Here is an 11,851-nt window from a genome sequence, read left to right on the forward strand (position 1 = left end):
CCGGATAGTGCCCATGGAACCAATCCATCCAGTGCCCATATCGCGGGGTTCGATGTGGTAAGCATCCCATCTACCGCTGAAGGTTTGGTCGATCTTGAGGCATTGCGCAATGCAGTCGATGACCAGACTGCCGCATTGATGCTGACGAATCCGAATACCCTTGGGCTGTTCGAACGCGACATCGTCCAAATCGCCGAAATCATCCACGGATCCGGGGGACTGCTTTATTACGATGGAGCTAACCTGAACGCCATCCTCAGCAAAACGACGCCGGGCACGATGGGCTTCGATATCGTCCACCTGAACCTGCACAAGACTTTCAGCACGCCGCATGGCGGCGGCGGACCTGGTGCCGGTCCGGTAGGCGTAAAAGCACATCTCAAGGAGTTCCTGCCGATCCCGAGAGTGGAGAAGACGGAAGAAGGCTATGTGCTGAACAGCGATCATCCCGCTTCGATCGGTCCTGTAAAAGGCTATTACGGCAACTTCGGCGTCCTTGTCCGGGCCTACACCTACATCCGCACAATGGGACCGGTCGGCTTGCGCAAAGTTTCCGAGAGCGCCGTGCTGCATGCCAATTACCTGCGCAAACTGCTCGAGAACGATTTCGACACGCCGTACCCGGTCATCTGCAAGCACGAATTCGTCCTTTCCGGCAACCGCCAGAAGAAAGGCGGCGTGCGGACACTGGATATGGCCAAACGCTTGTTGGATTACGGCTACTACGCTCCGACCGTCTATTTCCCGTTGATTGTCGAGGAAGCGCTGATGATCTAACCGACGGAAACCGAAAGCAAGGAAACGCTCGATGATTTCGCGGACGCGCTGATCGCGATCGCGCGCGAATCCACCGAAACGCCGGAAACCGTCACACAAGCCCCGCATCATACATCTGTCAAACGACTGGATGAAGTGCGCGCCGCTAGGGTGATCAAGGTGAAATACTGATTGGTTTTCATAAAAAGAACAGCCTCCGACGATCCATGTTGTATGGACCGTCGGAGGCTGTTTGCTGGATTGTGCTGCTTATTGTGCGATAGTTTGTTCCAGCAATAGGTTCATGTTCAGGAACCCGCGCTCGCTTTTCAGTTGGAAAGCACGCTTGCTGGCGTTGAAGTCAACAACATTGTCGCTGTCGAGAAAAACCAGCGCCCATTTTTGAGCAGGAACAGGTCCGATGTTCGTTTCAATCACGGCATCGTATTCCGCCATTCCGGCATCATTGACCTTCAGCATGAAGATACCGGTGCTTGGGCATCCGCAATCCTCGCCGACCGCATAGAACAGGCTGATGTCCTTGAGGTCGTAGTGCTTTTGGATTTCCGCGATGGCGGAATCCGTAAAAGTGAATTTCATATTTTGATCCCTTTCTTTCTGTATATTAACCGCAAGCGACTGTTCGGGGAAACTGCCTATCCGGTTATGTTTTCTTACTATTAGTATACGACAAATCCGCATAAAAACAAGAAAAGCCATCTTCCGGATGGAGGATGGCCAAGCTTATCAGTCTGCTCAAACAGGCTGTTTTCGTTTACGGATATACCAAATGATGACGGCAATCCCGATGATGCCAAGAATGACATAGGCGATGTTGGAATAGATGTCCATATAATGCACAATCATTTCCCATTGCGAGCCGACCGCCGCGCCCAAGTAGATCAGGACGGTGTTCCAAATGACTGTACCGACAGTCGTGAACAGAAGGAAAAGGCCGAAGTTCATGTTCGCCATTCCGGCTGGTAAAGAGATCAAGCTCCTGATCAATGGCACAAAGCGGCAGAAGAAAACAGTCCAGAAGCCGTAACGATCGAACCACGAATCCGCTTTGTGGATATCAGCATGCGTGATGCGCAGGATGTTGCCGTATTTGTCGACGATTTTGTCCAGTCTTTCGACATCCAAAAGGGTACCGAGACCGTAAAGAATCGCAGCCCCGACTACTGCACCGATAGTGGCAGCGACGATCATCAAGGGGATATTGAGCTCGGTAGTGGTTGTCATAAAACCGCCAAAAGTCAAAATGACTTCAGAAGGGATCGGCGGAAAAAGATTTTCGATCATAATCAAAAATGCTACACCGAAGTAGCCAAATTGCTCCATAATGCTTTGAATCCAAGCTTCGATAGTGATTCACTCCTCAAAAAGTAGTTCTATATTATTCCAATGTTCTAATCTAACTATACACGAAGCACCGGCATTTTCAATTTATTTTGAACATTCTTAAGAAAATCCTATCAGAAGGAAGTCGACAGAACCTAGTCCGCGACCAGTTGCATCGCGCATGAGTCGAATCGTTCTTTTTACATAAATAGGCAACTTTGGTAGAATCAAAGGTAAATGGGTTAAAAATGATGAAGAGATGGGGGAGAAGTTTTGGCTAATGAAGAAAAGTCAGGCAAATTGTATTGGATGCTTTTCAAATCGACGTTTGTACTGAGCGCATTCACATTCGGCGGCGGATATGTCATTGTGCCGCTGATGCAAAAGAAATTCGTAGAGGAGCTCAAATGGATCGAGGCGGACGAGATGCTGGATCTGGTCGCTTTGGGGCAGTCCGCTCCGGGTGCGATCGCCGTCAACACGTCCATTCTGGTCGGTTATCGGATGGCGGGATTGTTGGGGGCGTTGGTGACTGTCTTCGGTACGGTCACACCGCCGCTTGCCATCATCACGCTCATTTCCTATTTTTACATGAACTTCCGAGAGAATCCGATCGTGGACGCCTTGATGATCGGGATGCAGGCCGGCGTGGCGGCAGTCATCGTCAACGTCGTCATCGGCATGGTCAGCGGCGTCGTCAAACAACGGGACATCATCAATACCTTGTTGTTGCTTGCAGCATTCATAGCTTCTTACTTTTTTGATGTCCACGTTGTCCTGATCATTTTCTTGGCAGGACTAATCGGTTTCATCAATCTGAGCTACCAAGAGAAGAAAGGGGCGATCAAATGATTTATTTGCAATTATTCTGGTCCTTCTTCCAAATCGGGCTATTCACGATCGGCGGGGGATACGCATCCCTGCCGCTGATCCGGAATGAAATCGTCGTGAACCAAGGCTGGCTGTCGATGCAGGAATATACGGACATCATCACGATTTCGCAGATCACCCCAGGCCCGATCGCCATCAATTCGGCGACTTTCGTGGGCACCAAGGTGGGCGGTTTTGCGGGAGCAATCATCGCGACGCTTGGTACGGTCACACCTTCAATCATCTTTTCGCTGATTCTGGCGTGGGCCTACTATAAGTACCGCGACATCAAAATCATGCAGGGAATCCTCGGCGGTCTCCGGCCGGCAGTCGTGGCTTTGATTGCCGCAGCAGGTTTGGCGCTCTTCGTGGCTGCTTTATTCCAATCCGGCGGAACAGCAATCGGCGGAATCACAATCAATTTCCTGGCGGTGGCCATCTTCTTGGCGGCACTGTACGCGCTCCGGACCACAAAAATCGATTCGATTTGGCTGATCCTGATCTCAGGGGCCGTGAGCATCCTCTTCCATTTATTCAGCTGACAGGGTGTATAATGAAAAGATAGCACATTTGCTTCGTTTAGTTTCATGTAGCTTCATCTTAGAAAGGAACTTGTCATGACGTCAAATCATACAGATAGAGAGCTTCAGTCCAAAAAGAATTTGCCGAAAAAGTGGCATGGTCTGAAGCCATCACGCTTCGCGAAGTACCGCAGCTGGATCAACAGCGGTAGCCCGGGAATCTGCGGCACTTATTGCAGCGCCGTGCTGGTGCATGATGCGGTTCTGCAGAAATACAAGCATTCCCTTGATAAAGATACGTTGTTGGCGGGCTTATTGACGGTCGTGGATGAATTTCTGCCCTACAAAGGGACCTTCTTCTGGGATGTGCAGCACGGCCTGAAAGTCTTGCTGGCGGATATTCCGGATTGGACCGTAAAATCGGGTCTCATCACGGAAAAAATCGTTCCGGACTTGTTAGATCGGCCTGATCCGGTTCCTGTCATAGTCGGGACAACGCGGCTGTTCAACAGCAAGTACAAGAACCATTGGGTAGTCGTCTATGCTTACGGCTACAACGAAGACGGCAAGCTTTACTTCAAAGCTTACGATAACCACGGCCGCTACCAGGCCATTTTGCCGGCATCGCAGACAATCGGTTGTGTCTGGTTGAAAGAAAGAAAAAAATAAACGAGAATACATAGATAGTAATGGAGGAAAATGGATGAGGGAATATGATTTTATCGCCATCGGAGGAGGCAGCGGCGGCATCGCGACGATGAACCGTGCGTCAGAATATGGTGCCAAAACAGCTGTTATTGAAGGGAAATTATTAGGGGGAACCTGCGTGAACATCGGTTGCGTACCGAAAAAAATCATGTGGTATGCGTCCCAAATATCCGAGGCGATCCACAAATACGGACCGGATTATGGATTCGATACAGGCGCGCACAAAATCGACTTCCCTACCTTATTGAAGAACCGGGATGCCTATGTCGAGCGCTCCCGCAACTCCTATCAAGCCGGATTCGAACGCCGCAATGTCGATGTGATCGAAGGCTTCGCCAAATTCGTCGACAACCATACCGTTGAAGTGAACGGGGAGCTGATCCGCTCCAAGCACATTCTGATCGCGACCGGTGCAAAACCGATCCGTCCACGGATTCCTGGTGCAAAACTCGGCGACGTATCAGATACGTTCTTCGAATGGACTGAATTACCGGAAAAAGTCGCTGTCGTCGGTGCGGGTTACATTGCCATCGAATTGGCCGGCGTGCTGCACAATCTGGGCGTGGATACGCATCTTTATGTCCGCTACGATTCGCCGTTGCGCAAATACGATGACATCATCATCGAAGGCCTGATGCAGGAAATCGAAAATGATGGACCGACGCTGCACACGCATGCTGTCTCAAAAGCTGTCGAAAAGAACGAGGACGGCACTTTGACGCTACATCTCGAGGACGGCAGATCGGAAGTCTTCGACAAGATCATCTGGGCGATCGGACGGACCGCCAACATAGACGGTTTGAACATCGAAGCAACGGATGTGAAAGTCAGCGACAAAAAGTTCATCATCGTCGACGAGTACGAGAACAGCTCCGTTGACGGCATCTATGCAGTCGGGGACGTAACCGGCAAGAACATGCTGACGCCGGTTGCGATTGCAGCCGGCCGCAGACTTTCTGAAAGGTTGTTCAACAACAAACCGAACGAAAAACTGGACTACGACAACATCCCGACCGTGATCTTCAGCCACCCGCCAATCGGAAGCATCGGATTGAGCGAAAAAGACGCTGTAGTGAAGTTTGGTGCGGATCAGGTGAAAGTATACAAGTCCACCTTTGCATCGATGTACACGGCCGTTACAGCCCATCGTCAGCTTGTGAAGATGAAGCTGGTCTGCGCAGGGGAAAATGAAAAAGTCGTCGGACTCCACGGCATCGGCTATGGCGTCGATGAAATGATCCAAGGCTTCGCGGTAGCCATCAAAATGGGCGCCACCAAAGCCGACTTCGACAACACCGTAGCCATCCACCCGACAGGATCGGAAGAGTTTGTGACTATGCGATAGAGAGCCTGATGAATCCTGCTCTAGAAATCGAGTACTAAGAGGCAGTATCCTGGATAACGATTTGTTATCCGGGATACTGCCTCTCTTTTATTTTTCCGATTGTAGCGTATATTACCGAAGAGCCGAGAGCGCGCCAATCTCTCGGCTGAATGCTCACCGAAAACCGCAAAACAGCCGACAGAACGCTGATCTGTCGGGCGAACGCCCAGGACGGTACCACGAAGAGCCGAGAGAAAGCCGATCTGTCGACAGATCGCCCACCGAAAACCGCAAAACACCCGACACAAGCAATATCAGTGCGCAACACCATAAAAAAAGCTCCCCGCGAGCGGGGAGCCGAAATTAATCTAGATTATGCTTTGATTTGGTTTACTTTTTTGTCGTATCCGACAGCACGTAAGATTGCTTTCATAATCTCAACGAACGGGATAACTGACAATGCAGCTGCGGCAACGATCATCCATTGTTGGCCAGTCATGTCGTAGATTCCGAAGATTGTGTTCAATCCAGGTGTGAATGCTACCAACAACATCAATGCTAAGGAAAGTAGGATTGCGTAGTTGAACATTTTGTTCCCGAATGGGTTGACTGAGAACAATGATTTGAAGACTGACTTACAGTTGAAGGCATGCGACAATTGGATGAATCCTAATGTCAAGAAGGCCATTGCTTCACCGATGTGCAGTTCAAAGCCATAGTAGCCAGTTGCCAACCAGAAGACGAACAAGGTGATCCCACCTTCGTAGATACCTTGGTAGATCATGCTGGTGAATACGCCGTTTGAGAAGAAGTTGGAAGAACGGCCACGAGGGGCTTGTTCCATGACATCTTTTTCAGCTTCTTCCAAACCTAATGCGATAGCAGGGAATACGTCCGTAACCAAGTTGATCCACAGCAAGTGGATTGGTTCAAGGATCTGCCATCCCAAAATAGTTGCGATGAACAATGTCAATACTTCACCCAAGTTAGCGGAAAGCAAGTATTGGACCGCTTTTTGGATGTTTGCGAAAACTTTACGTCCTTCTTCAACCGCGTGAACGATTGTAGCGAAGTTGTCATCTGCCAATACCATATCGGAAGCGCCTTTAGATACTTCCGTACCTGTGATACCCATACCGATACCGATGTCAGCTTGTTTCAATGATGGTGCATCGTTTACGCCGTCACCAGTCATGGCAACAACTTTACCTTGGTCTTGCCAAGCTTTAACGATACGTACTTTATGCTCAGGAGAAACACGTGCGTATACAGAGTAGTTTTGAACCGTGCGCAAGAAATCATCATCAGAGATGTCATTCAATTCAGCACCAGTGATGACTGCTTTAGCAGAAGAGTTCTCATCCAAAATACCTAAACGAGTTGCGATAGCAGATGCAGTGTCTCTGTGGTCACCTGTGATCATAACAGTGCGGATACCCGCTTTTTGGGCTTGAGCGATCGCTTGTTTTGCTTCCGGACGCTCAGGGTCGATCATACCGATCAGACCGGCAAAGACCAAGTCGGTTTCGACTGCTTCAGTCGTCATTTTTGCTGGTACAGCAGCGACGTTTTTGAATGCCATCGCCAATACGCGCAATGCTTGGATAGCTAAGCTATGGTTTGTGTCCAGGATTGCGTTTCTGTCAGCATCAGTGATTGGTGAAATGACGCCAGCTTTGATGATGTGCGTGCAACGTTTCAACAATTCATCAGGAGCACCTTTTGTAGCGATCATGAATTGGTTGCCTTCAGGGTGGATCGTTGACATCAATTTACGGTCTGATTCAAAAGGAACTTCAGCAACACGCGGCATGTCAACCAATTTAGCGGAAAGGTCGAAACCTTTTTCCAAACCATATTGAACCATTGCTGTTTCAGTAGGGTCACCGATCAATGATTTGTCGTGGGCGATTTTTGTATCATTAGCCAAGTTCATGATCTTCATGACAGGCAATTCCAAGTCGATGTTTTCATCGGCATTGTGGACTTGGCCATCGTAGTAAACTTTTTCGATCGTCATTTTGTTTTGAGTCAATGTACCGGTTTTATCGGAACAGATAACTTCAGTACCACCCAATGTTTCAACAGCAGGCAATTTACGGACAAGCGCGTTTCTGCTCGCCATTTTTTGCGTACCCAACGCCAAGATGATTGTCGTGATGGCAGGCAAACCTTCAGGAATAGCGGCTACGGCTACGGAAATGGAAACCATCAACATATCCAACCAAGGACGGCCATTGAAACCGAAGCCGATGATGAACATCAATACAGCGATGACCAAAATCAGAATAGTCAAAGATTTACCCATTTGATCTTGGTTGATCTGTAATGGCGTTTTCTTTTCTTCTGCGTTTTGAAGCATGTTCGCGATATGTCCGACTTCAGTGTTCATCCCTGTGAGGACGACGACACCTTCTGCGCGGCCATAAGTTACGTTTGTGCTTGAGAACGCCATGTTCTTGCGGTCACCCAAAGCAGCATCAGTTTCAACGTCGCGCAAGTCTTTTTCGACCGGTACAGACTCACCAGTCAAGGCAGCTTCTTCGACTTTAAGTGAATTTACATCGTAAAGGCGGATATCTGCAGGAACAACATCTCCGGCTTCCAAAACGATGATGTCACCAGGCACAAGTAATTCGGATTTGACTTGGATGACTTCTCCGCCACGTTTTACGTTAGCGAGTGGTGAAGCCATTTTTTTCAAAGCTTCGATCGCTTCTTCGGCCTTGTTTTCTTGGAAGACACCTAGGAATGCGTTGATGATAACAACAGCTAAGATGATGATGGCATCAGCGATTTCATGACCGATAGTACCAGATATGATAGCTGCAGCCAATAGAACGAGAATCATGAAATCCTTGAATTGATCCAAGAATTTTTGTAAAGTGGTGCGTTTTTCACCTGCTTCTAGTACGTTCTCGCCATACTCAGCCAATCTCTTCGCGGCTTCCTCGTTAGTAAGTCCACCTCTGGTCGAATTAAGTTCTGTTAAGACTTCCTCTTCCGTTTGCGCGAAGAACGCTTTATTCAGTTGTTCTTTTGACACAGTATTTCCCCTCTCTTGACCTGAATGTAGTAGTGTTAAAATGAAAAGAGACCTATGCATAAAATTGTCTTTCAGACAACACTGTATGCATAAGTCTCACTATTTAAGGTAACACCAGCAGATAGGATTACTCTACTTATTGTTGACGTTACCACAGCCTTGTACTGCTAGTTACTCCCCTATGGAGATATTCAGTTTAACACTCGGACTTATTATATCGACAAAATCATGTAATCGCAACAATTTATTACCGAAAACGAAAACATTTAAAAAAATGGACACATTTCCGCATCATTCGGAAATGTGTCCAATAGCATTAAATCAATGCCAGGATGATGAAGTTAGCCAGGAATAATGCCGTAGAGAACCACACGATCGGGTGGATTTCGTACGCTTTTCCTTTTACGACCTTCACGATACAGAAGAAGGCGAAACCGGCTGCGATACCATAAGAAATGCTGTAGGCAAAACCCATGAAGATGGAAGCGAAGAAAGCAGGGATTGCTTCTTCCAGATCATGCCAATCGATCTCAGTGAACGAGCCCATCATCAAAATGCCGACGAGGATCAAAGCAGGAGCTGTTGCAGCAGCAGGAACGACACCGATCAGTGGTGCGAAGAACGCGCTGATGATGAACATACCGGCAACAACAACCGCAGTCAAACCAGTACGACCGCCAGCACCGATACCAGCAGCACTTTCAACGTAAGTAGTAGTATTCGAAGTACCGAAGATCGAACCGATGACCGTACCGACTGAATCGGCGAACAAAGCTTTATCCATTTTCGAGCTGAATCCGGATCCTTCTTCAAGCGCTTTTTCATCTTCTTCAGAGAAGATACCAGTACGACGGCCAGTTCCGATGAACGTACCGATCGTGTCGAAAGTGTCGGAAAGGCTGAATGCGAAAATAGTCATCAATACTAAAGGCAACTGGGAAGCATCAGAGAAAAGAGACAAAAGACCTTCTGAACCGAATGCAGCACCGAATGTAATGCCTAATTCTGAAACAGCAGTTGAAAGCGAGTTTGCTTGCAGGCTAGCTGTTGAAATATCAACAACACCCAACGGGATACCCAACAAAGTCGTAGCAACGATACCGATCAGGATGGCACCACGTACATTTTTGACCATCAATACAGCTGTAAGGACCAAACCGATCAAAGCCAATAAAGCAGGCATTTGCGTGAAGTCAACCAAAGAAGGGACGATTCCGCCGCCAGTCATGACTGTTCCTACACCGCCAGCGAACGTTTCTGCTGTTGCGTCGTAAGGAGCGCCATTGATCGCTGTGATTGAGCTGGCATCGGAAGTGAATTCCAAAAAGCCAGCGTTTTTGATCCCGATATAAGCGATGAAGATGCCGATACCGCCGCTGATTGCGTGCTGTAGGCCTTCAGGGATCGATTTGATGATCATTTTTCTGATTTTGGTTACTGTGATCATAACGTTGACCATCCCACAGATGAATACCATGGCCAAAGCTTCTTGCCAAGTGAATCCAAGTGAGAAGACGACAGTGAAAGTGAAGAAGGCGTTAAGGCCCATACCCGGTGCCAAAGCATAAGGTACGTTGGCGAAAAGGCCCATCACCAAAGTGCTGACTGCAGCGGAAATGATTGTTGCCAAGAAGACTGCTTGGCTAGGCATCCCTGATAAAGAAAGGATTGCCGGATTGACGAAGATGATATAAGACATTGCGAAGAAAGTTGTGATCCCTGCAACGACTTCTTTGGAAACTGTTGTTCCGTGTTCTTTGAGTTTAAAGAAATTTTCCATTTTGAAAAGATCTCCCATCTGAATTTTTTTCGGCAGCGACAGGAAACAGTAACAATAAATGATTTCAGATGCTTTCCTTGCTTACCACTCGACTATTATAACCAATCACGCAAAAGCTTGCAATAAATAAGTGAATGATTTAATCAATTTATCACTTTAATGTTCGTGATTTGCTTAAAACGGTAATGAAAGCGCATCAAAAACGCTGTCCTTACATCTTAACGTTAGCATTTCAGGAAATTAGGTCCTTTTTATTGTAAATCTGCCTGAGCAGGAAAGTGGGTGATATGCTAAAATGAGAAGAAGCGAAACAGTCTGAAAGTTAGAAGGTGAAGAGCGTGAAAGACGAAGTGTTTGTGGTGGGTGATGTCCATGGAGAGATCACCTTACTGAAGAAATTATTGGAAAAGTGGGACCGCGAGAAGCAACAGTTGATTTTTATCGGTGATTTGGGGGACCGCGGCGAAAATTCGAAAGCTTGTTTTCTGCTGGCGAAGGAGCTTGTGGAAAAACAAGGTGCCATCTATCTGAAGGGCAATCATGAGGGCATCTTACTGAATTTCATCGCAAAGCCGGAGGAATACGCCGGCAATTATTTCCTGAACGGCGGGTTGGGTTCCTTGGAAAGTTTCCTGCATGAGCACATCAACGAGGAGTATTCGCCAAGCGAAATCGCGATGATGATGAAACACTACTACAAGGATCTGATCGCTTTTTTGACCGAGCTGCCATTGTACTATGAATGGGAACAGTACGTTTTCGTCCATGCCGGCGTCGATCTGGGCAAAAAGGATTGGCACGACAGCACCGAGGAGGACTTCCTCTGGATCCGCGAACCGTTCCACAAAAAGAAGAACCGCACCGGCAAAACGATCGTATTCGGGCATACCCCTACCTTTTACCTGCACGGCGACAACGACCGTTCGGATCTCTGGATTTCGGACGACAAAATCGGCATCGATGGCGGAGCCGTCTACGGCGGATCGCTGCACGGCGTCGTGTTTGACAAAAACGGTCTGAAAGAGGACCATATCATACAGAAATGATGAAGTTGCCGAAACGGCAGCTTTATTTTGAAAGGCAGGAGTATTGAATAAAATGACAGAAACAGCACAACAAATCGTTTTGGGCTTGGTGAAAGCCGAGCTGAACCAGTTCAGACCCGCACAGATCGAAAAAGTACTGCAACTATTGGAAGAGGGCAATACCGTCCCGTTCATCGCGCGCTACCGGAAGGAAGCGACGGGTTCGCTCGATGAGGTCGAAATCCGCCAAATCGAAGAGCGCCACCAGTACGCTACGAACCTGCACAAGCGCAAGGAAGAAGTCATCCGCATCATCGAGGAACAAGGCAAACTGACGCCGAAGCTCAAAGCGGATATCGAACGCGCCGAAAAGATGCAGCGAGTGGAAGACCTGTACCGTCCCTACAAACAAAAACGCCGCACGAAAGCCGCCATCGCCCGCGAAAAAGGCCTGGCTCCATTTGCAGAGTGGCTGTT

The 11,851-nt window shown here is 48.1% G+C and carries 10 protein-coding genes and 1 pseudogene; 7 read left to right on the forward strand and 4 right to left on the reverse strand.

Going from position 1 to position 11,851, the window contains the following annotated elements:
* Positions 1-777: aminotransferase class V-fold PLP-dependent enzyme (locus WBV27_RS03865; protein ID WP_424199579.1), on the forward strand; the 777-nt coding region annotated here is incomplete at its 5' end.
* Positions 778-1,026: 249 nt separating this feature from the next.
* Here the strand turns inward: WBV27_RS03865 and WBV27_RS03870 are convergent.
* Together WBV27_RS03870 and WBV27_RS03875 are read right to left on the reverse strand one after the other, a co-directional pair.
* Positions 1,027-1,356 carry an iron-sulfur cluster biosynthesis family protein gene (locus WBV27_RS03870; protein ID WP_424199581.1) on the reverse strand — a complete coding sequence of 110 codons (330 nt, stop codon included), beginning with the start codon at positions 1,354-1,356 and terminating at the stop codon, positions 1,027-1,029.
* A 156-nt stretch (positions 1,357-1,512) separates the two neighbouring features.
* Positions 1,513-2,100: a DedA family protein gene (locus tag WBV27_RS03875; RefSeq protein WP_424199583.1), complete on the reverse strand. Its 588-nt coding sequence runs from the start codon at positions 2,098-2,100 to the stop codon at positions 1,513-1,515.
* 273 nt (positions 2,101-2,373) lie between these two features.
* Here WBV27_RS03875 and WBV27_RS03880 point away from each other — a divergent pair, with 273 nt between their 5' ends.
* The 4 genes from WBV27_RS03880 to gorA all read left to right on the forward strand — a co-directional run bounded on the left by WBV27_RS03880 (position 2,374) and on the right by gorA (position 5,544).
* Positions 2,374-2,952 carry a chromate transporter gene (locus WBV27_RS03880; protein ID WP_424199585.1) on the forward strand — a complete coding sequence of 193 codons (579 nt, stop codon included), beginning with the start codon at positions 2,374-2,376 and terminating at the stop codon, positions 2,950-2,952.
* The gene (locus WBV27_RS03885; protein ID WP_424199587.1) at positions 2,949-3,512 is read left to right on the forward strand and encodes a chromate transporter; all 564 of its coding nucleotides are present in this window, start codon (positions 2,949-2,951) and stop codon (positions 3,510-3,512) included. Before WBV27_RS03880 ends, WBV27_RS03885 begins: the two co-directional genes overlap by 4 nt.
* A gap of 75 nt (positions 3,513-3,587) precedes the next feature.
* Positions 3,588-4,160 carry a dihydrolipoamide dehydrogenase gene (locus WBV27_RS03890; protein WP_424199589.1) on the forward strand — a complete coding sequence of 191 codons (573 nt, stop codon included), beginning with the start codon at positions 3,588-3,590 and terminating at the stop codon, positions 4,158-4,160.
* Between the two features lie 34 nt (positions 4,161-4,194).
* Complete coding sequence (gene gorA / locus WBV27_RS03895; RefSeq protein WP_424199591.1) at positions 4,195-5,544, forward strand: glutathione-disulfide reductase; 1,350 nt, start codon at positions 4,195-4,197, stop codon at positions 5,542-5,544.
* A gap of 352 nt (positions 5,545-5,896) precedes the next feature.
* Here the strand turns inward: gorA and WBV27_RS03900 are convergent, their stop codons facing one another.
* The gene (locus WBV27_RS03900) at positions 5,897-8,629 is read right to left on the reverse strand and encodes a cation-translocating P-type ATPase (RefSeq protein ID WP_424199593.1); all 2,733 of its coding nucleotides are present in this window, start codon (positions 8,627-8,629) and stop codon (positions 5,897-5,899) included.
* Positions 8,630-8,885: 256 nt separating this feature from the next.
* Positions 8,886-10,349, reverse strand: coding sequence for an NCS2 family permease (locus WBV27_RS03905; RefSeq protein WP_424199595.1), 1,464 nt, complete (start codon positions 10,347-10,349; stop codon positions 8,886-8,888).
* Between the two features lie 338 nt (positions 10,350-10,687).
* Between WBV27_RS03905 and WBV27_RS03910 the strand changes: the two are divergent.
* Both WBV27_RS03910 and WBV27_RS03915 read left to right on the forward strand, forming a co-directional pair.
* A pseudogene (locus tag WBV27_RS03910) lies at positions 10,688-11,426 on the forward strand (metallophosphoesterase family protein).
* A 21-nt stretch (positions 11,427-11,447) separates the two neighbouring features.
* Positions 11,448-11,851 (forward strand): Tex-like N-terminal domain-containing protein (locus WBV27_RS03915; RefSeq protein ID WP_424199597.1); only part of this gene is annotated, 404 nt, incomplete at its 3' end.

This window comes from Trichococcus sp., from assembly GCF_049589555.1.
In the GTDB taxonomy this organism is placed as follows: Bacteria; Bacillota; Bacilli; order Lactobacillales; family Aerococcaceae; genus Trichococcus.

What these genes read in the sequence shown, in the direction of transcription:
- WBV27_RS03870 (WP_424199581.1), bottom strand. Translation starts at nt 1,356, where the DNA reads ATGAAATTCACTTTTACGGATTCCGCCATCGCGGAAATCCAAAAGCAC.
- WBV27_RS03875 (WP_424199583.1), bottom strand. Translation starts at nt 2,100, where the DNA reads ATGGAGCAATTTGGCTACTTCGGTGTAGCATTTTTGATTATGATCGAA.
- WBV27_RS03885 (WP_424199587.1), top strand. Translation starts at nt 2,949, where the DNA reads ATGATTTATTTGCAATTATTCTGGTCCTTCTTCCAAATCGGGCTATTC.
- WBV27_RS03890 (WP_424199589.1), top strand. Translation starts at nt 3,588, where the DNA reads ATGACGTCAAATCATACAGATAGAGAGCTTCAGTCCAAAAAGAATTTG.
- gorA (WP_424199591.1), top strand. Translation starts at nt 4,195, where the DNA reads ATGAGGGAATATGATTTTATCGCCATCGGAGGAGGCAGCGGCGGCATC.
- WBV27_RS03900 (WP_424199593.1), bottom strand. Translation starts at nt 8,629, where the DNA reads ATGCATAGGTCTCTTTTCATTTTAACACTACTACATTCAGGTCAAGAG.
- WBV27_RS03905 (WP_424199595.1), bottom strand. Translation starts at nt 10,349, where the DNA reads ATGGAAAATTTCTTTAAACTCAAAGAACACGGAACAACAGTTTCCAAA.